Genomic DNA, 20,488 nt, shown 5'->3' with positions numbered 1-20,488 from the left:
GAATTATCACTATGCTGGCATATGTTATTCGGCGTTTATGGCAGATGATTCCAACCATGTTGGGGGTAGTCTTACTTATTTTTATTCTTTTTAACTGGGTAGGTGGAGATCCTGCCTATATTTTAGCGGGCAAGATGTCTAATCCTGAGCAGATCGAAAACATTCGTAAGCAGTTAGGTGTCGATCAACCTTATTACGTTCAGCTCTGGATTTTCATTAAACAAATACTGACTTTTGATTATGGTGCAAGTTGGAGTACTGGCGAACCTGTTTCTCAAATTATTTTAACCCGATTAGGACCCTCACTCACGCTTCTAATTCCACTGACTATTTTACAGACTGTTATTTCAATTATTTTGGCATTGGCTGTTGCTGCGGTACGTGGATCTCTAACTGACCGCATGGTCATGATGCTATGCACTATCGGCATGTCGATCAGCATCTTAGTTTACATTATCGTTTTTCAATATGTTCTTGCGTATCAGCTAAGTTGGTTCCCTGTACAAGGCTGGAGCGACACCTTTACTGATAATCTATTTAAGTTTGCCTTACTGCCAATTCTAATCATGCTGGTGGTGAGTATTGCCCCGACTTTACGTTTATATCGTAGTTTCGTGCTTGATGAAATTAATCAGGACTATGTTCGAACAGCACGTGCTAAAGGTGTGGGTGAAAGCCGAATCTTAGGTGTACATGTACTACGTAATGCTTCAATTCCCATTATTACCGACGTGATGTCAACTTTACCTGCATTGCTCATAGGCGCATTTTTAATTGAACGTTTTTTTGGTATTCCCGGGATTGGTCGAGAGGTGATTATTGCAGTTGAGCGCAGTGATTTCCCTGTTATTAAGGCAATTACAGTTTACATCGCCGCTGCAACTATGATTTTTAACCTGATTGCCGATTTGGTCTACAAAGTGGTTGATCCACGTGTACAGTTGAAGTAGGTGGGCTATGCTGAGCGTTTTATCAAAAAGAAAACAACAAACAAAAGCTGAAGCTCATTCATCTGGTTTGTGGAAACTTGCCATGCGACGTCTTCGGGCAGACAAGATCGCGATGTCATCACTAGTGATTGTATTGCTTTATTTTATTATCTTGCTTCTATCAATGACTGGTGTGATTGCATCTGACTGGAATAAAGAGGTTGCAGTCAGTTATGCACCACCGACATTTATAGGAGCTGATAAGACAACAGAAGCTGGACAAAATTCAGCAGCAATTGAGGAGGAATTACTAGAAAACCCAGTTGATCCTTTAAAAGATGTAATTAACAAGCTTAAGGCTGAAATTAAACAAGAAAAGAGTGCTGGAAGTGCAATTGATTATTATGGTGTAGTTGACCCATTAGCCGATGATATGAAAGCTATCGATCAGCAACTGGGCGGACATTTACTTGATCAGCAAGCAGAGCTTAAAAGTACCCTTGTCTTTGGAGCTGATAAATGGGGACAGGACGTTTTAAAGAAAACTATTAAAGGTGCTGAAACTTCAATTATTGTTGGGGTGATATCGGCTTTACTTGCAGTAGGGATTGGTACACTTTTAGGCGCAATTTCTGGATATTTCGGTGGTTGGGTGGATGATATTCTCAACTGGTTTTATAACATTTTTACCTCAATTCCATATTTATTATTAGTTCTCGCTATTGCTGCCGTACTTCAACAAAAAGGCATTTTATCCATTGTTCTGATTTTAGGTTTAACGGGCTGGACGGGTGTTTATCGTTTAATTCGTGCCGAATATATGAAACACACTGCACGTGAGTACGTTCTGGCTGCTAAAGCAATTGGTGTTGGACATTTCCGTCGTATGTTCATTCATATTTTTCCGAATGTAAGCCATATTGCTTTGGTTCAGATGTCAATTTTGGTGGTGTCTTTTATTAAATCTGAAGTCATTTTGAGTTTCTTAGGCTTCGGTGTACCAGTAGGCGTAGTGTCTTGGGGGAGCATGCTAAATGAGGCACAAAGTGAACTTCTTTTAGGCAAATGGTGGCAGCTTGTAGCAGCCTCTGTCGCAATGGCTGTTTTAGTTACTGCATTCTCAATGTTTACTGATGCTCTTCGTGATGCATTAGATCCAAAACTAAAATAAGAGGAAGGTCAAATGTTAGAACAAGAAAATAAGAATGTGCCATTACTTCACATTGAAAATTTACGTGTAAGCTTTAAAGGTGAAGACAAAAAGTATATCGAAACTGTAAAAGGAATCTCCTTTGATATTCCAGCAAATACCACAGTTGCTTTAGTTGGCGAGTCGGGTAGCGGCAAATCGGTTACTTCTTTGGCAACTATGGGATTACTTCCTGTCGGTCAGAGCAAAATTGATGAGCAAAGTAAAATTATATTTGAAGGAAAAGATTTACTGAGCTTATCCCGTAAAGAGATGCGACAAATCTGTGGTAAAGACATAGCCATGATTTTTCAGGAGCCGATGTCATCATTAAATCCTGTTTTTACGGTTGGCAATCAAATTGCAGAAGTTTTGTGTTTACACATGGGGTTGAGCCGTAAACAGGCTCGACAACGTGTTTTAGAGTTGCTTAAAGAAGTAGGTATTCCTTCACCTGAAACTAAAATTGATGCTTATCCAAATCAACTTTCGGGTGGTCAACAGCAACGTGTCATGATTGCTATGGCGATTGCTTGTGAACCTAAACTGCTGATTGCTGATGAGCCTACCACTGCACTTGATGTCACAATTCAAAAGCAAATTATTGATTTGCTCGAGTCATTGCGTAAGCGCCGTCAAATGTCGATGCTTTTTATTACCCACGATTTAGCATTGGTTGGTGAAATTGCAGATAAAGTCATTGTAATGCGTCATGGCGAGATTAGAGAGCAAGGTGCTGCTGATCAGGTCCTTGAACAGCCTAAAGATGTATATACGAGAGCTTTGTTATATTGCCGCCCGCAAATGTCACAACGACCTTATCGATTGCCCGTGACGAGCGATTTTATGCGTCAAGAAGATAATGTATTGGTCGAACAAAGTTTTGACGTTTCAGAAATTCCCGAGCGCAAACGTGGTTTAAATGGTGATGAGCAAATCATCTTAGAAGTAAAAGATCTGAAAAAAAGTTTTTATAGCCGTAAAGGCCTATTTGGCAAAGAAGAGTTTCAGGCCGTTAAAGGAGTTTCTTTTAAACTTGCTAAAGGAAAAACCTTGGGTTTAGTCGGTGAGTCAGGTTCAGGTAAAACGACTGTTGGACTATTACTCATGCGCTTACATCAGGCATCTGGTGGGCAGGCTTTTATCGAAGGTAAAGATATTCTTTCATTAACTGAAAAAGAGTTTGCTAAATATCAACGGAAAATCCAGATCATCTTTCAAAATCCTTATGCGTCTCTTAATCCACGCTTTACCATTGGGCAGATTTTATTAGAGCCTATGCAAATTCATGGGATTGGTAAAGATGATACTGAGCGCAAACAAATTGCGCTTAGTTTGCTTGAGCGAGTCAATCTGCCTGAACAAGCTTACTACCGATATCCACATGAGTTTTCAGGTGGACAACGTCAACGTATTGCCATTGCACGCTGTTTAACGCTAAAGCCTGAAATTTTAATTTGTGATGAATCTGTTTCTGCGCTCGATGTTTCAGTTCAGGCACAAGTACTTAATTTATTGCAAGACTTACAAGATGAGTTTGGACTTAGTTATATCTTTATTTCACATGATTTATCGGTCGTGAAATATATCTCTGATCAGGTCATGGTCATGAATCATGGCGAGGTCGTTGAAATAGCTAATTCAGATGAACTCTATGCACATCCTCAACATGATTATACTAAACGACTATTACAGGCGATTCCTCAAGGGATTCAACACGTTTCATAAGCGTAAAGTTATGTCGTTAAGGGCACTTTCGAGTGCCTTTTTATTTGGTTTATGTGGTAAATGCTTATAAAATAAAAGAAGTAAATGTAGAGTATTTTATTCTTGTTATGTGCGCTAATTTTAAACCTTTAACGCTTGCCCAATTACAGCAACTTCAGTTGCCTGTGGTCGGCTTTAGCTATGCCGAAGAGGTTTATCCTGCAGGAACAATGCCACTATTATTCAAATCATCACAAGGGTTTGAATGGCGTGAAGTGATATTTGGATTGGTTCCTAAATGGGCTGAAGATACAAACATAGCAAAACATACCTACAATGCCCGTCATGAGACTATTTTTCAAAAACCTAGCTTTCAAGAAGCCGCACTTAAATGTAAATTCGGTGTGATTCCAGTGAACGAATTTTATGAAAGTAAGTATATAAATGATAAACCTGAGCGATGGGGTGTTCGCCGTAAAGATGGGCAGGCTTTTTTCATCGCAGCAATCTATGAAATTTGCAAAATTAATGAGACGGTTATACGTTCTGCAAGCATGTTAACTATGGACGCCATAGACCATCCCATGATGAAAGACTTTCACGAACCAGGCGATGTTAAACGATCAGTTATTGTGATTCCACATGATCGACTAGAAGAGTGGTTAAGTTTAGAATCACCTGATATTTCCAGCTTTATAGAAGGCTTTCCGGTTGAAGAATTTGAATGTTCTCATGTGCCAAAAGAAAAAGTTATAAAACCGACACCACAGTTAAACATGTTTGACTAATCTATCTAAAATAAGTTCAGGTTATTGATATCAACTCTGAATCAACAACCTATACTGTTTATTCAATATTCTTACTTAATGTTTGTACTTCAGAATCCTGAGCTAGATAACTTAATTCAATGGGTGAAATCACAAAAGTTGTATTATCTGAGGTCTGTTTAAATACAAAACCATATTCAAAAGACTGGCTACTTTTGTTTGGTAACCAGAATAGATAAGGACAGCCTGTATAACTACCATCCCAACCCATTTCTCTAGCGAGAGCTAAAGCTGTATCAGATTTCGCTATGATTTCTTTGAGAGATTCTTTATCTCGTGTTGAAACATCACCATCATCATCTGCAAATGTTTGTAGAAACTCATTTAAGGGCTTAAGGTCTTCCCAGTTATGTTCTATTGTCGAGAAATGATATCCATATAGCATCATGTGCACTTTCTTCCATCTTGTTATTGTGTCCTTGAACATACCAAGAAATATATGAAAAGGAAATGGATAAATTTGATTTAAGTTGTTTATTTTTCATAACTTATAGATTGTTTTTTGTACGGAATAAAGACTTTTATAAATATTAAAATTATTCATATTACCTAAATAGTATAGGCTGAAAGCAACGGCCTAATGATTAAGATAAATGACTATTTTAGTAAATCAAACTGTTGGCGAATATAGAATTGTTCATAATTCACCTATAATAGAAATGAAACTATGTAGAGCATATTTATGTTTATAACAACTACGCGCCCACAAGATAATTTAATTAATCAACTTCTGCCGATTTTGGAACAGGCGAGTCAGATTTTACTAGAAGAATATCAAAACTATTCAGCGGGTTATGAGTTTACTATTCATGAAAAGCAAGATGATTCACCTGTAACCCAAGCAGATCTAAAGGTAAATAGATTTTTATTAAAGCATCTTGCAGAGATTACTCCAGAGTTGCCTGTATTGTCTGAAGAAAGTGATTATAGTGCCCGTCATGACTGGTCTACTTGTTGGATGTTAGATCCGCTTGATGGTACGAAAGAGTTTATACATGAACGTGATGAATTTACGATCAATCTAAGCTTGATCAACGGCAAAGAAACAGTTTTCTCCGTTATTGCCGTGCCATGTGAACAAGTTGTGTACTTAGGATATCTGCAAGATTTACCTTTTAAATATAGCTTTAGCCAACAACAATGGTATCAATATCAGGTTAGTTCAACTTCGCTAGATGCACCTATACAAATAGGACTTAGTCACGGTAGTAAAAATCCAAAATACCAAAAATTTATTCAACCTATTGAAAAAGAACATCGTATTATTCGACGAGAAGCTGGGAGTGCCTATAAGTTTTGTATGATGTTAGAAGGTGAAATTGATATTTACCCACGCTTTCATCCTACTTCTGAATGGGATACCAGTTCTGGTCAAGGTCTGTTAGAAAGTATAGGCGGTGGTTTACTTACTCTTGATGGAAAACCTTTTGAATATAACCAAAGAAGCACGGTTTTAAATAAGGGCTTTATCGCTTTTCGTGATCAGGAAAGCAAAAAAATAGCATTTGAAGCATTAGCCCAATCAGGTGTTATCGATTGAGAGTTATGCCAGACATGTTATAGTGGCAAAGTATTGAAAAAAGATGACAAGATAAAGATGGCACTCGATTTATTGCCTAAAAGTATGTTTGAAGCAATTGATTTATTGCCCGATGCTTCAACTCCTGTAACCTTATTTACGCGCCATTCTTTAAGAGAACTTGTAGATGGGCAGGGCTTGGCTGGTTATGATCTCCAACTTACTCCTCAAGGACGTGAGCTTGCGCAGGCATGGGGTAATTACTTAATCAAAAATACAGATCGTGTTATTCAGCATTGTATTTCAAGTCCAATACAACGCTGTGTCGATACGGCGGCACTCATGATTGAAGGGGCTGACGATGTAAGTCCTCAATCAAATACTCATACGATTGAAATTATTGAGCAAGGGCTACTTGTTGAACCGGGTAGCTTTGTGTTGGATATACAACAAGCTGCTCCTTATTTTAAAAAGCAGGGTGCTTTAGGTTTTATTAATAGTTTTGTAAATAATGCATTACCTGGTATGAAACATCCCATTACGGGTGTTTTAGATGTACTAGAGCTTATTTACCGGACTCATCCAAAAACTAAAGGCGGTCTTAGTTTAGCCGTGAGTCATGACACGATTATTGCAGCAATTGTTGCTGTAATTTCTGGCGAGAATAAAATTAAGAAAGAAGACTGGCCGGAAATGATGGAAGGATTATTTGTCTGGTTTGAAGGTGAAGAGTTTCCAAATTGTAAATTAAAGTGGATTTGGAGAGGAAATGCCTATGAGCTGAATGTAGCTAAATTTCATAAAGTGCTATAAGCTCAAAACAATAGATAATAAAAAAAGCCCTATTGGGCTTTTTTTACATGTTCAAATTAGTTAGCTAACGCTTTAACTTGAGCATTTAAACGGCTCTTATGACGAGCAGCTTTATTTTTGTGGATGATGCCTTTATCAGCCATGCGGTCGATTACAGGAACAGCTTTTTTGTAAGCTTCTGTAGCAACAGCATAATCACCACCAGCGATTGCACTTAAAGTACGTTTGATGTAGGTACGAACCATAGAACGCAAGCTTGCGTTGTGTTTACGCGCTGTAACGTTTTGACGCGCACGTTTTTTAGCTTGAGCAGAGTTTGCCACTCTTGCACTCCTTGAAAATAAGTTGGTCTGGGCGGGCTGTGGTCAATTCAGTAAACTGGTGTAACCATCACCAGCCCGTAAACAAGTGCCATATTGTGATGAATCAACACCGTGAAGTCAAGCCTTGCGAGCATTTTAAGCGGTTTTAGGGGCTGCTAAAACGGTAAGAAAAGGTTAAATTTGATACAAACTTAAAGAGGGTTGGATAAAAAATGACTATAAGTACTAAAAAAGCAATTGTGATAGGTGCTACGGGACTTGTGGGTTTAGCGCTTGTCGAACAGCTTGAGCAAACAACAGAATTTGAAGCGATTACTGTTGTGGTAAGAAAAGAATCACAACTACTTAATACATATAAAAAAGTTACTCAACTCATTATAGAGGATTTTTTATTACTCAATGATGAAGATGTGAGTGGCCATACCCATGCATTTAGCTGTCTTGGAACAACATTAAAATTGGCAGGCTCAAAACAGGCTTTTTACGCTGTGGATTATGAAATCAATGCTCATTTAGCAGATTTAATACAAGATAAACATATTCATCTATTGCTAGTGAGTGCCCTTGGAGCAAATGCAAACTCTCCAATTTTCTATAATAAAGTGAAAGGACAATTAGAAGATTATATTGAGAGTCTAGAACTCGAAAAACTATCAATTTTTAGACCGTCTTTACTGATTGGTAAACGCAGCGATGTACGGTTTATTGAAGACTTAGGACAAAGTCTATTTAAACTTATCGAGAATAAATTTCAAAAGCCATTCAAATATAAGCCAGTAACTGCGGAGCAATTGGCTCATACGATGGTCGTAGCGGCGCTAACGCAAATTGAAGCCTTTAAACGATATGATAATCTGAGCATACAACAAACTCGATAAGGGAGTATTAAAGTGTCAACAGTACCATTTGTAACATGTGATTTATTAGATGATAACCCTGAAAAAGACTTACAGGTTGTAATCCCATCAATGGATGGCAAGTTCTTTCAAAGTTATGGAGCACGTAAAACTTTTGGGGGGCAGGTTGTAACAGTAAAGTGCTTTGAAGATAACTCACGTGTAAAAGAGTTATTGGCAACAGATGGTACAGGTAAAGTATTAGTTGTTGATGGTGGTGCATCTATGCGCTGTGCACTTATGGGTGATTTGATTGCTGAGTCAGCAGTTAAAAACAACTGGAATGGTGTAGTGATTTACGGTTGTGTACGAGATGTTGATGCAATTGCGACCTTAGATTTGGGAGTACATGCATTGGCTGCAATTCCGCAAAAAAGTAATCGTAAGGGCATTGGTGAGGTAGATATTAATTTGTATTTTGGTGGAGTCACAATTCAATCTGGTGATTTTATCTATGCTGATAATAATGGGATTGTGATAGCAAAAGAAAAATTAGTTTAATTCTCTAATATAAAGGAAGGCATGATGGTGATTCATCAAATTAAGGTACTTCAAGCAGTTATATCTGCAATTGCTGAAGGTGGGAGAGGTGTTTCAGGAACAGCATTTCCACAACAACCTGTAAAGGCTTTGAAATTATATGAATTTGAAGGTTCACCATTTTGTCGTCGCGTTCGTGAAGTGATTACACTTTTGAATCTGGACGTTGAAATTTATCCATGTCCTAAAGGTGGAACAAAGTATCGTTCAGTTGTAAAAGAAAAAGGCGGTAAATTACAGTTTCCATTTTTAATTGATGAAAATACTGGCGATCAGCTATATGAATCACAGGATATTATTCATCATTTATTTAAACATTATGGTAAGACCGGGAAAACACCGCAGAAATTTTCGAGTTACCCAAACATGCCTTATGTTGCAGTTGCAGGAACTATATTAAATGGAGCTCGTGGAATATGGATAAATAAAAAAATTGTTAATAGAGCTTCACCTGAACAAAAACTTGAGTTATGGAGTTTTGAAGCAAGTCCGTATTCACGAATTGTAAGAAGTCTACTCTCTGAACTTGAGCTACCATATATTTTGCATAATGTGGCAAAAGAGAGATGGCAAGATATGGGACCTGCTATTCTTCGCTTAAAACCGGGTAAATATATACCTTTAGAAGGTGGAAAAAGGGAAAAGCTATTACCGATTATGCAGGATAAAATGCAGGTGCCGTATTTGGTAGATCCAAATACGGGAGTGAAGATGTTTGAGTCTGCTCAAATCGTAAAGTATTTGAAAAAGCAATATGGACGTTGATTGAGGTTAATTTGAGTAAGAGTTTAAGGCGTTTTAATTAAACTCTTATTAACATCAGATTTCTTAACAGGTTGTATGAAAAAAATATGAGTATGCTAAATTAATAAACTTAAATACCTAAAAAGGCATATTTTATGGAATGTATGAGAATTCAACCTGTAACGAGTGCTCCTGGTGAAAATGCATTATTTATTGTATTGGGACTAGCTCAAGGTGATTCTGTAATAGAAAAAGTAAAAGATTTTGCTGCTAATTTTTCAGCACTAACCAGAAGTCTAACTAACCGTTATCCAGATAGTAAATTTAATGCTACTTTAGGTTTTAGCTCCAATGCATGGGATATATTGTTTCCAGAGCAATCCAAGCCTCAAGAGTTACAACCATTTCAAGAAATTAGAGGTCCGAAATACACGGCTGTCTCAACTCCAGGTGATTTATTTTTTCATATTCGTGCTGATCGTCAGGCCTTATGTTACGAGTTGGGCAATATAATTAATCAACAGCTTGGTAAGGTAACTTATCCAATTGATGAAGTTCATGGTTTTCGTTATTTTGACGGACGAGCAATTATTGGCTTTGTAGATGGAACGGAGAATCCTGAACCAGTTATTGCAGCGCAGTGGGCATTGGTAGGCGATGAAGACCCTGATTTTATCGGGGGAAGTTATGCTTTTATCCAGAAATATACACACGATATGGACAAATGGCGTTCATTAACTGACGAAGAGCAAGAAAAAGTGATTGGTCGTAAAAAGTTCAATGATGTTGAGCTCGGCGATGATGAAAAACCTTTAACTGCTCATAATGTGGTTAGTAAAGCTCATGATGCGGAAGGTAATGAACTTAAAATTATGCGAGCTAATATGCCTTTTTCAAATCCTTCTAGAAATGAATATGGCACATTCTTTATTGGCTACTCGCGTAAATTTAGTACAACCCGACAAATGCTTGAGAACATGTTTTTAGGCAACGAGCATGGTAACCTAGACCGGTTACTTGACTTTAGTACTGCTCAAACAGGTACTTTATTCTTTGTACCGACTGTAGATTTTCTTGATGATTTAGGCGATGAATAGTCGTTAATTTAGAAGACTTAAATGATGGAAGTGACTAGGTTACTTTTATCATTTAAATTGAAATAAATATGATGTGATGAAATGTTTAAAAAGATAACGCAGCTTTTTCAAGGCTCGAAAGAGACACCTGAACAAATTTACTTGCAAGAGAACCAATTAAAATTTGATTCTGAACGTGGGCCTATTATTAATGATGTATTGATTAATCAGAAATGGTCAGAGCATCTGGAATATTTCTCAAACCGTAAATTACAGAATTTTGATAATCTTCAAAAGTTATTTCAAATTACGCCACAAATTAATGAAAAGATTGATCTAGAAATTGCAACACAGCGTTATGTTGCAAGATTAGAAAATACTCAAGAAAAACTACTTCAACTCAAAGCGATTATACAAATATTGAATCAATATTACGTTTTGTTTTTGCGTGATAAATAATCATAGTTGATTGATTAAAAAATATAAAAAGTAGGGCCAACTAGTAGTTTGATTTTCAAAAAAATAACTCATTTCACTAAAAACATCATGCTACTATTGAGCTCATATCTTCTTAGCTGATAAAAGCCATATACATGTTTCAACAAGAAATCTCTCAATTGAATTTACAACAGCTCAAAGCCGGTGAAAAGCGTTGGGTAGGGTCGTTATTAGGTTCATCTGCTGCATTATTATTCAAAGAAATTGCCGTTCAGCATTCATCTTTGCTCGTTATAGTGGCTCGAAATAACCAACATGTTGCTCAGTTAGAAAGTGAACTTGAATTTTATGGCATAAAGCCGACAATTTTCCCTGATTGGGAGATTCTGCCTTATGATCGCTTGTCACCTCATCAAGATATTGTTTCAGAACGTCTCGCGATTTTATCCAATATGCCGCAAAAAGGTGTATTGCTCGTTTCAGCAAGCACTTTAGCTCAAAGAGTTGCACCCTATTCTTGGGTTTTAGGTGAGCATTTTGATATTCGTGTGGGGCAAAAATTTGATTTAGAACAGCAGAAGCTGCGTTTAGTACAAGCTGGGTATCATTTAGTAGATACAGTTTACGACCATGGTGAGTTTGCTGTACGTGGTAGCATCATGGATATTTTTGCATCAGGACAGGAAGCACCTATCCGTATTGACCTATTTGATGATGAAATTGATACTTTAAAATTCTTTGATCCAGAAACACAAAGAACAACAACTACTTTAAAAAGTTTTACCGTCTTACCAGCAAAAGAGTTTCCATTAAAAGAAGCTCGTTCAATTTTTAGAGACCGTTATTCTGAACTTTTTCCGACTGCAAATCCTAAGAAAAACCCAATTTACCAAGACGTTCTTGATGGTATCGCATCTCCGGGAATCGAGTTCTATTTACCGTTATTTTTTGATAAAACTCAAATGCAATCCCAAAGTACACTTACAACGTACTTTCCAAAGAATTGCATTGTAATTACAAATGATGATGTGGATGCTGATTTAACCAGTTTTTGGAAAGAAGTTTTCCGTCGCTATGAAGATAGACGTCATAACGCAGACCAGCCAATTCTCCCACCTGATGAGTTATTTATTGCACCAAATAACTTACTAAGTGCCTTAAATCAGTTCCCACGTATGCTTGTGAGCGCTGAAACAGTTGAAGAAAAAGCTGGGGCTCTAAATCTTAAGGTTGAGCAACCACCTAAGTTGCCAGTTGATCCGAAAAAAGACAAACCATTTGCCGTAGTTAAAAAATATATTGATGAAGCAAACCATCCTGTTTTATTGGTTGCAGAAAGTGCTGGTCGACGTGAAAGTTTAAGAGACGGTTTGCGTGCCAGTCTGGGAGATATTCCTAGTGTAGATAGTTTTGAGCAATTCCAGAAAAGTCAGTTTGCGATTGCGATTACGAATGCGCCATTAGACCGTGGGTTGCTTTTAACCGATCAATTGTCTGTTATTTCAGAAAATCAGTTATATGAGCATCGGGTAGTCCAACGTCGTCGTAAACGTCAACAAGAAGTTTCAGAAGAGTTTCTAATTCGTAGTTTGACCGAATTAAGCATAGGTGCTCCTGTTGTTCATATCGATCATGGTGTCGGGCGTTACGCTGGATTAATTACTTTGGCAATTGAAGGGCAAGATTATGAATTCTTGCAACTAGACTATGCTGAAGAGGCAAAAGTTTATGTGCCTGTGACTAACTTGCATCTTATTAGTCGTTACAGTGGTGGAGATCCGGACTTAGCACCATTACATAAAATTGGAACTGACGCGTGGAGTAAGGCTAAACGTAAAGCTTTAGAACAAATTCATGATGTTGCAGCAGAGTTGCTACATATACAAGCACGTCGTCAGTCAAAACCTGGCTTTGGTTTTGAAGTCGATCAGTCACTTTATATGCAATTTGCAAGCGGATTTGCGTACGAAGAAACAATTGATCAAGCCAATGCTATTGAAGCGACGCTTTATGATATGCAACAAGCTAAACCGATGGATCGACTTGTTTGTGGGGACGTTGGTTTTGGTAAAACAGAAGTTGCGATGCGTGCGGCATTTGTTGCGGTGCAAAATGGCAAACAGGTCGCTGTATTAGTACCGACGACATTACTTGCTCAACAGCATTATGAATCTTTTAAAGACCGTTTTGCCGATTGGCCTGTTCGTATTGAAGTATTATCACGCTTTGGTTCAAATAAAACCCATACGAAAAATATTGAAGACCTTGCTGAAGGCAAAGTCGATATTGTGGTGGGTACCCATAAACTTTTACAAGAAAATGTGCAGTTTAAAGATTTAGGCTTAATGGTGGTCGACGAAGAGCACCGTTTTGGGGTGCGTGATAAAGAGCGTATTAAAGCATTACGTGCAGATGTAGATATGTTAACGCTTACAGCTACACCAATTCCTCGTACGCTTAATATGGCTTTTTCGGGAATGCGTGATTTATCTATCATTGCTACACCACCAGCCCGTCGTTTAGCTGTTAAAACCTTTGTACAAGAACATACTGAAGCGTCTATTAAAGAAGCGATCTTGCGTGAGTTACTGCGTGGTGGACAAGTATATTTCTTGCACAATGAAGTTGATACGATTGAGAGAGCAGCTGAAAATATTCGTGTGCTTGTCCCTGAAGCTCGTGTAGCTGTTGCACACGGACAAATGAGGGAAAGAGAACTTGAGCAAGTCATGCAACAGTTCTATCACAAAGAATACAATGTATTGGTATGCTCAACAATTATCGAAACAGGAATCGATGTTCCAAATGCCAACACTATTTTGATAGAAAGGGCCGACAAACTAGGTTTAGCTCAACTACACCAATTACGTGGCCGTGTAGGACGTTCACACCACCAAGCCTATGCCTATTTATTGGTTCCTTCGATAAAGCATTTAAAAGGTGATGCTGAAAAACGTCTAGATGCAATTCAACGTGCTTCAACTCTTGGTGCTGGTTTTATGCTGGCTACAGAAGATTTAGAAATTCGAGGCGCAGGTGAGCTTTTAGGTGAGCAGCAAAGTGGCTCAATGCAGGCAATTGGATATAGCCTATATATGGAAATGCTGGAAAAAGCTACTAAAGCGATTCAGCAAGGTAAAACACCGAATTTTGATGCGCCTTTATCATTAACTGCAGAAATTAATTTACACATTCCTGCACTAATTCCAGATGAGTATCTAGGTGACGTGCATCAGCGTTTATTATTCTATAAGCGTATTAGTAATACAGATACCCAAGAAAAGCTCGACAATATCCGTATGGAGCTTATTGACCGTTTTGGAGTTCCACCGCAATCAGTTAAACACTTATTTAGTGTTCACCAAATTCGACTGAAAGCTGAACATCTAGGGATTACTAAGATCGATATTAATACGCAAGGTGGCAATATTGAATTCTCGCCTGATACACCTGTTCAGGCCATTAGTATTATTCAACTCATGCAAAAGCATCCAACCTATTATCGTATGGAAGGTGGTCAACGTTTAAAGGTTATGGTTCAGCTTGAAGAACAGGAAAAACGGATCCAATTTATTAATGATTTATTAGCGAAATTATTGAATGAATTACATGCTTAAATAGTGTTTTAAAGTGATTTCCATTCCATATAAATTCTTTGTATGTTGATAACAGAGTTTTATGCACGATTTCTCGGTCTGTTGGGGTAATAAGTGCATAAAATCATTGTTATTTGTAATCAAACCAGACACTAGCAATACTCACATCAAAACTGATGTGATAGTATTAGCCATTATTGTTTATTGTCATTTATAAAAGATATGTTTAGTTTGCATCCACAACTTGCTCAAGATACTTTTTTTGTAGGCGATTTCCCGCTTTCAACATGTCGTTTAATGAATGATATGCAATTCCCTTGGCTGATTTTAATCCCTCGTGTGCCGGGAATCACAGAATTATATGAGTTGAGCCAAGCTGACCAAGAACAGTTTTTACGTGAATCAAGTTGGTTATCTAGCCAGCTATCTCGTGTATTCCGCGCTGATAAAATGAATGTTGCCGCTTTGGGAAATGTGGTGCCTCAATTGCATTTCCATCATGTGGTACGTTATCAGAATGATGTTGCATGGCCTAAACCAGTATGGGGTACACCTGCGGTTCCTTATACAAATGATGTGCTGGCTCATATGCGTCAAACTCTTATGCTTGCGTTACGTGGTCAAGGTGATATGCCATTTGATTGGCGCATGGACTAAATCAATGCAATGCCACATTTATATGAATGTGGCTACATTGAGGTGTGGAGGATAGGGTGCAATTAGAGAGGTTTATCGATAGAGAGCCTAAGCAGTTTGCATATTTTCATCGCTTGATGGGATATTCAATTCTGTCATTAATTTTAGTGATCTATGCTTTTACCTCACCTAATACAAATTATCAGATCTATGTTCCACCTTTTTTTCTATTTCTGCTTTTTATTAGTTCGAAGTTAGAACATTGGCTTCAGTACCAATTCGATAAAAAAACTCAAAAAAGTGTTTTCTTTGCAATCGATGCAATTGTTGTAGCAGTTACATTGGCTGGTCTGCATCTTAATTTAGTGCCTACATTTATTGCACTTTTTGCCTTGTTTTATTCAGCAATTAATAGTCGTATTTCTTTCGCAGTCATTTGTTTGACGAGTTTGTTAGGCGCGATTATTTTTTATTTAAGTACTTTCTTTTTATTTGGTTTTTATACATATTTTGAGCCTACTAGCCAAGAGTTGACTGTAATTACACTTCTTGGCTTGGTTATGTTTATTACTATCGGAAACTACTACCAGCATCGTTGGGTTAAAAAAATCAGTCAGCAGCGTCAACATTACTATGACCAAATGACCCGCTATATTGCTTTTGCTAATCAACTAAGCCGTTATGCGCCATTACAGTTATGGCAATCTATTATGCGTGGTGAGGCTGAAGCAAAGATTGAGTATAAGCGTAAAAAAATGACGGTGTTTTTTTCTGATATTCAGGGATTTACAGAGTTATCAGAAACTTTAATTCCAGATGATTTAGCATTCTTGCTTAATGATTATTTAAGTCATATGACTGAAATTGCTAAACAGTATGAAGCTACAGTCGATAAATTTATGGGAGATGCCATCCTCATATTTTTTGGTGATCCGAATTCACAAGGTGTGGAGCAAGATGCCAAAGCATGTGTAGAAATGGCAATAGCTATGCGTCAGCAAATGAAACTGCTGCGCGAGCGCTGGAAAAAAATGGGTTACTCAGCATTGCATATCCGAATGGGTATTAGTACAGGTTATTGCCACGTAGGAAATTATGGGGCAACCCATCGTATGGCTTATACGATTGTGGGTCGTGATGTGAATTTAGCGGCTCGTCTGCAATATGCTGCTGAAATAGATGAAATCTTAATTTCAGACGATACTTATCAATTAATTAAAAGTGATTTCCTGTGTGCTCCCAAGACACCGATTTATCTAAAAGGTATTCAAGGTGCGGTAAAGACATGGCAAGTGATGGAGAAATATACAGGCAATAAATCAGATCATCAGCAATGGTTTGATTACGAATATAAAGGCTTTCACTTGGTGCTTAACTTAGAAGAAGTACAAAACTATGAATATCCTGAATTAGTAGAAGTGCTTGAGAAAATGATTCAACGAATTAAAGTTCAACAAACTTTAGTGAATACTCAAGGTATAGCGCAGTTAAGACTTGAAGATGAAGTTAAGCCTTTAGAAATAGACCAACAAGATTAAGTTTAGAGTTTATAAAATATAAAAAAAGCTGCTTTTAAAGCAGCTTTTTTATTAACACGATTAATGATTTTCTGAAGCATGGTTAATTGTATATTTAGGAATCTCAATTTCTAAATCTTCATCCACAACTTTTACTTGGCATGAAAGGCGAGAATCTGGTTCAAGACCCCAAGCTCGATCTAAAAGATCTGCTTCAACATCATCCATTTCTTCTAGGCTATCAAAACCTTTACGAACTACTACGTGGCATGTTGTACAAGCGCATGACATGTCACATGCATGTTCGATTTTAATTCCTCGATCCAGCAAACTTTGGCAAAGATTTGCATTCTGTTCAACTTCAAATTCTGCACCTTCAGGACAAAATTGAGCGTGAGGAAGTACTTTAATGCGGGGCATATTGATCACCTATACCTTTAGTTTGAATTTGACCAATCTTCAAGTTTTGTACCTTTTAAGGCGTGGTCAATATGTCGATTCATACGTAGTGCAGCAAAAGCATCACTATGTACTTTAAGTTGTTCTACAGATTTTTCAATCGCTTGAATATCATTGCCATCAAGTTGTACTTTAAGCATATTTTCAGCGGTTTTAAGTGCTTCGAGCTGCTCAGCATTGAGTAAATCAGCATCAACTTTCAAAGCTTGTTCTAATGCTTCAAGCTCACGTTGAGCTTCAACTTTGGTTTCTTTTAAATGACGCAGATTTTTGTCTTCTTCTGCGTGTTGGAAACCTTCAATTAATAAGCGTTCAGTGTCAGACTCTGATAAACCATAAGATGGTTTAATATCAATTTGAGCTTGTACACCTGAAGTTGTTTCACGAGCTGAAACGGTAAGCAAGCCGTCTGCATCTACCTGAAAGGTAACTTCAATACGTGCTTGACCAGCAGTCATTGGAGGAATGCCATGAAGAACGAATCTTCCTAACGATCGACAGTGTTCGACTAAATCTCTTTCACCTTGAACTACATGAATCAGCATGGCAGTTTGGCCATCTTGATAAGTAGTAAACTCTTGGCGGCGAGCAACCGGAATAGCTGTATTACGAGAAATAAGACGCTCTACTAATCCACCCATGGTTTCTAAGCCAAGGGAAAGAGGAGTAACATCTAAAAGTAGCGAACCGTCTTGGCTGTTTCCAATTAATTGATTTGCTGTAATAGAAGCACCAATTGCTACTACTTCATCAGGATTAATCGTGCAAAGTGGTTCTTGGTTAAACACATTACGAACTGCTTGCTGAACAGCATACGAACGGGTAGAACCACCAACTAAAACAACATTTTGAATATCTGATAATTCAAGTTTTGCATCACGTAAAACACGTTTGCAAACACTGATTGTTTTGTCTAAAGCAACTTGAATAATGCTCTCAAAGGTTGAGCGATCAAGTGTTAGTACATTTTCAACTAGTTTTAATTGAACTGATTCTTGTGTAGAAAGTTGTTCTTTCGCTTGGCGAGCAGCAACAATAAATATTGCATAGCTCTCATCACTTAGCGTATCAATATTTAATTGTTTTTTAGCCCACTTAACAATGAGACGATCTAAATCATCACCACCTAAAGCAGTATGACCACCTGTAGCTAATACTTCAAAGACACCTTGTGAAAAACGTAGGATTGATACGTCGAAAGTACCACCACCTAGATCATAAATCACATAGTTATGATCTGTAGCTAAATTTGTTTCTTGATCTAAACCATAAGCCACAGCAGCAGCAGTTGGCTCATTTAATAGGCGTAATACATTCAAACCAGCCAGCTGTGCAGCATCGCGTGTTGCTTGACGTTGTGCTTCATCAAAATAGGCTGGAACAGTAATTACCGCTCCATTTACTGGGTTTTGTAAGCTTGATTCAGCACGTTCTTTTAGTTGTTTTAAAATTTCAGCTGAAATTTCAACAGGTGTTTTGCGGCCAGAACGTGTCTCGAAAGCTGGCATCTCATTTTCAGAACCCACTAATTCATACGGGTGTTGAAATTTGATATCTGCTTTTGAGCGTCCCATAAAACGCTTTACAGAAACAATTGTATTTTTTGGATCAGCAATAATGAAAGGTTTCGCTTCTTCACCATAATGAGTGACATCATTTCCATAATGCACAATAGAAGGAAGAAGTCTTCTTTCTTTTTCGTCGTTAAGGACTTTTGGTTTGCCTGATAACACTGTCGCAACTAAAGAATGTGTTGTTCCTAGGTCGATACCAATCGCAATGCGGTGTTCATGTGGGGCACTGGATTGACCCGGTTCAGCAATTTGCAAAAGTGCCATGAGTTAAATCCTTTGAATATAAATTGGAAAAAGCAAATTAAAAATCATCATCTAAATCAAAGTTGTCTTCATCATCCAACAGTTGATCTTCTGCTTTTTCAATATCGTTAAGAACGCGCTGAAAGAAACGTAATTTACGTACAGTATCTCGAGCTTCGCCCCAATCTTCATCTGAGTAGTCAATTTTAAATTCGCGAACTAAGCCCTCAATCCATTGAAAAACTTCTTGCTTAAGAGTACTTAAATGCTCTTGTGAAGTTGCTTCATCAAGTTGCTCACGAAGCTCTAGAGCTGATTGTAGGAACTCAAAATCACTAATGGATTGATCGAGGTGATGATCTTGCTTTTTTAACGCTAATAGATAAGCAGCACGGCTATCTACTTGCGAAAGTACTTTAAAAGCTTGATTGATTTCACTTGATTTGATCAATGCCTGATCTTTATCTTCTGCTTTATCTGGGTGATATTGCTGTTGCAAACTTAAGAAACTAGATTTTAAGCTTGCCAAATCGATATCGAGTTCTACGGGTAAATTGAACAACTCAAAATGATTCATTAGAAAGGAGGTCCACATTAATTAAATACATTAAAACAGTGCTATAAAAAGTCACTGTTTTAATGAAAGGATGGAAGGAGAAGAGGGAGTTATACAGTGAAAGACTCACCGCAACCACATTCACCTTTTTTGTTGGGATTGTTAAATTCGAACCCTTCGTTAAGGCCATTCTTTACGTAATCCATTTCTAAGCCTTCTAAATAGACAAGACTTTTTGGATCTACAAAAACCTTAACGCCAAATTGTTCGAAAACTTGGTCATGTTCATCGACAGAATCAACAAATTCGAGAACATAAGCCAACCCAGAACAACCAGAAGTTTTCACACCCACGCGAATGCCTTCACCCTTACCTCGATTTTTAAGGTAATTGTTAATATGAGTCGCAGCATTTTCAGTTAAATGAATCATGAAAACTCCAACGTTTACAATGGTAACAAATTAAGCTTTAGATTTTTTACTGCGGTAATCATCAATCGCAGCTTTAATTGCATCTTCAGCTAGTACAGAGCAGTGAACTTTTACTGGAGGAAGAGCAAGCTCAGTTGCGATATCAATATTTTTGATCGCTTGAGCTTCATCAAGAGTCTTACCTTTTAACCATTCAGTTACAAGTGAGCTTGATGCAATTGCAGAACCACAACCATAAGTTTTGAAGCGTGCTTCTTCAATCACACCACTATCATTTACCTGAATTTGTAAACGCATCACGTCGCCACATGCAGGTGCACCCACCATGCCTGTACCAACATTTTCAGAGTTTTTATCTAAAACACCAACATTACGTGGGTTTTCGTAATGATCAATTACCTTTTCGCTATAAGCCATTTCGCTTCTCCAAACCTCGGGGTCAGCCTAATATTAATATGAGGGTTAAAACACTAAT

Annotated in this window: 21 protein-coding genes; 14 read left to right on the top strand and 7 right to left on the bottom strand. The window is 37.7% G+C overall.

Annotated features, from left to right (window positions below; translation table 11 throughout):
• Window positions 1–11: 11 nt before the first annotated feature.
• The 4 genes from KTJ10_RS01165 (at window position 12) to KTJ10_RS01150 (ending at window position 4,613) form a co-directional block, all read left to right on the top strand.
• Window positions 12–950, top strand: a complete 939-nt coding sequence (locus KTJ10_RS01165; protein WP_000881922.1) for an ABC transporter permease — start codon at window positions 12–14, stop codon at window positions 948–950.
• A gap of 7 nt (window positions 951–957) precedes the next feature.
• Window positions 958–2,100, top strand: a complete 1,143-nt coding sequence (locus KTJ10_RS01160; RefSeq protein ID WP_262441141.1) for an ABC transporter permease — start codon at window positions 958–960, stop codon at window positions 2,098–2,100.
• Between the two features lie 12 nt (window positions 2,101–2,112).
• A complete protein-coding gene (locus KTJ10_RS01155; RefSeq protein ID WP_262441140.1) occupies window positions 2,113–3,846 on the top strand; it encodes an ABC transporter ATP-binding protein in 1,734 nt (577 codons plus the stop codon).
• Between the two features lie 107 nt (window positions 3,847–3,953).
• Window positions 3,954–4,613 carry an SOS response-associated peptidase gene (locus KTJ10_RS01150; protein ID WP_262441416.1) on the top strand — a complete coding sequence of 220 codons (660 nt, stop codon included), beginning with the start codon at window positions 3,954–3,956 and terminating at the stop codon, window positions 4,611–4,613.
• 58 nt (window positions 4,614–4,671) lie between these two features.
• Here KTJ10_RS01150 and KTJ10_RS01145 read toward each other — a convergent pair whose 3' ends face one another.
• Entirely contained in the window at window positions 4,672–5,040 is a 369-nt protein-coding gene (locus tag KTJ10_RS01145) for a hypothetical protein (RefSeq protein WP_046811477.1), read from the bottom strand.
• Between the two features lie 294 nt (window positions 5,041–5,334).
• Here KTJ10_RS01145 and KTJ10_RS01140 point away from each other — a divergent pair, with 294 nt between their 5' ends.
• Together KTJ10_RS01140 and KTJ10_RS01135 are read left to right on the top strand one after the other, a co-directional pair.
• Window positions 5,335–6,192 carry a 3'(2'),5'-bisphosphate nucleotidase CysQ gene (locus KTJ10_RS01140; protein ID WP_057084950.1) on the top strand — a complete coding sequence of 286 codons (858 nt, stop codon included), beginning with the start codon at window positions 5,335–5,337 and terminating at the stop codon, window positions 6,190–6,192.
• Between the two features lie 57 nt (window positions 6,193–6,249).
• Window positions 6,250–6,984: a histidine phosphatase family protein gene (locus KTJ10_RS01135; protein WP_262441139.1), complete on the top strand. Its 735-nt coding sequence runs from the start codon at window positions 6,250–6,252 to the stop codon at window positions 6,982–6,984.
• Window positions 6,985–7,040: 56 nt separating this feature from the next.
• Here the strand turns inward: KTJ10_RS01135 and rpsT are convergent, their stop codons facing one another.
• Window positions 7,041–7,307: a 30S ribosomal protein S20 gene (gene rpsT, locus KTJ10_RS01130; RefSeq protein ID WP_002117906.1), complete on the bottom strand. Its 267-nt coding sequence runs from the start codon at window positions 7,305–7,307 to the stop codon at window positions 7,041–7,043.
• A gap of 212 nt (window positions 7,308–7,519) precedes the next feature.
• Here rpsT and KTJ10_RS01125 point away from each other — a divergent pair, with 212 nt between their 5' ends.
• From KTJ10_RS01125 to KTJ10_RS01090, 8 genes are all read left to right on the top strand, one after another.
• On the top strand, window positions 7,520–8,185 hold the full coding sequence (locus KTJ10_RS01125; protein WP_262441138.1) for an NAD(P)H-binding protein: 666 nt from the start codon (window positions 7,520–7,522) through the stop codon (window positions 8,183–8,185).
• A gap of 12 nt (window positions 8,186–8,197) precedes the next feature.
• A complete protein-coding gene (gene rraA, locus KTJ10_RS01120; protein ID WP_060465720.1) occupies window positions 8,198–8,704 on the top strand; it encodes a ribonuclease E activity regulator RraA in 507 nt (168 codons plus the stop codon).
• 21 nt (window positions 8,705–8,725) lie between these two features.
• Window positions 8,726–9,508 carry a glutathione S-transferase N-terminal domain-containing protein gene (locus KTJ10_RS01115; protein WP_130119120.1) on the top strand — a complete coding sequence of 261 codons (783 nt, stop codon included), beginning with the start codon at window positions 8,726–8,728 and terminating at the stop codon, window positions 9,506–9,508.
• 143 nt (window positions 9,509–9,651) lie between these two features.
• A complete protein-coding gene (locus KTJ10_RS01110) occupies window positions 9,652–10,584 on the top strand; it encodes a Dyp-type peroxidase (RefSeq protein ID WP_086264705.1) in 933 nt (310 codons plus the stop codon).
• 81 nt (window positions 10,585–10,665) lie between these two features.
• Window positions 10,666–11,022: a hypothetical protein gene (locus KTJ10_RS01105; protein ID WP_086264580.1), complete on the top strand. Its 357-nt coding sequence runs from the start codon at window positions 10,666–10,668 to the stop codon at window positions 11,020–11,022.
• Between the two features lie 134 nt (window positions 11,023–11,156).
• Window positions 11,157–14,618, top strand: coding sequence for a transcription-repair coupling factor (mfd, locus tag KTJ10_RS01100; protein WP_262441137.1), 3,462 nt, complete (start codon window positions 11,157–11,159; stop codon window positions 14,616–14,618).
• A gap of 201 nt (window positions 14,619–14,819) precedes the next feature.
• Window positions 14,820–15,254 carry an HIT domain-containing protein gene (locus tag KTJ10_RS01095; RefSeq protein ID WP_199976750.1) on the top strand — a complete coding sequence of 145 codons (435 nt, stop codon included), beginning with the start codon at window positions 14,820–14,822 and terminating at the stop codon, window positions 15,252–15,254.
• Window positions 15,255–15,310: 56 nt separating this feature from the next.
• Entirely contained in the window at window positions 15,311–16,771 is a 1,461-nt protein-coding gene (locus KTJ10_RS01090; RefSeq protein ID WP_086264582.1) for an adenylate/guanylate cyclase domain-containing protein, read from the top strand.
• A 60-nt stretch (window positions 16,772–16,831) separates the two neighbouring features.
• Here KTJ10_RS01090 and fdx read toward each other — a convergent pair whose 3' ends face one another.
• From fdx to iscU, 5 genes are all read right to left on the bottom strand, one after another.
• The gene (fdx, locus tag KTJ10_RS01085; RefSeq protein WP_002117947.1) at window positions 16,832–17,170 is read right to left on the bottom strand and encodes an ISC system 2Fe-2S type ferredoxin; all 339 of its coding nucleotides are present in this window, start codon (window positions 17,168–17,170) and stop codon (window positions 16,832–16,834) included.
• Between the two features lie 17 nt (window positions 17,171–17,187).
• The gene (gene hscA, locus KTJ10_RS01080; protein ID WP_262441136.1) at window positions 17,188–19,047 is read right to left on the bottom strand and encodes a Fe-S protein assembly chaperone HscA; all 1,860 of its coding nucleotides are present in this window, start codon (window positions 19,045–19,047) and stop codon (window positions 17,188–17,190) included.
• A gap of 37 nt (window positions 19,048–19,084) precedes the next feature.
• A complete protein-coding gene (gene hscB, locus KTJ10_RS01075; RefSeq protein WP_005076214.1) occupies window positions 19,085–19,603 on the bottom strand; it encodes a Fe-S protein assembly co-chaperone HscB in 519 nt (172 codons plus the stop codon).
• A gap of 89 nt (window positions 19,604–19,692) precedes the next feature.
• A complete protein-coding gene (gene iscA / locus KTJ10_RS01070; protein ID WP_017386859.1) occupies window positions 19,693–20,013 on the bottom strand; it encodes an iron-sulfur cluster assembly protein IscA in 321 nt (106 codons plus the stop codon).
• A gap of 30 nt (window positions 20,014–20,043) precedes the next feature.
• Complete coding sequence (iscU, locus tag KTJ10_RS01065; protein WP_002117907.1) at window positions 20,044–20,430, bottom strand: Fe-S cluster assembly scaffold IscU; 387 nt, start codon at window positions 20,428–20,430, stop codon at window positions 20,044–20,046.
• Between the last annotated feature and the right edge of the window lie 58 nt (window positions 20,431–20,488).

It is taken from the genome of Acinetobacter sp. WU_MDCI_Abxc222 (assembly GCF_025514755.1).
GTDB classification, from domain to species: Bacteria; Pseudomonadota; Gammaproteobacteria; order Pseudomonadales; family Moraxellaceae; genus Acinetobacter; species Acinetobacter geminorum.
This window is presented reverse-complemented; position numbering and strand designations above follow the sequence as displayed.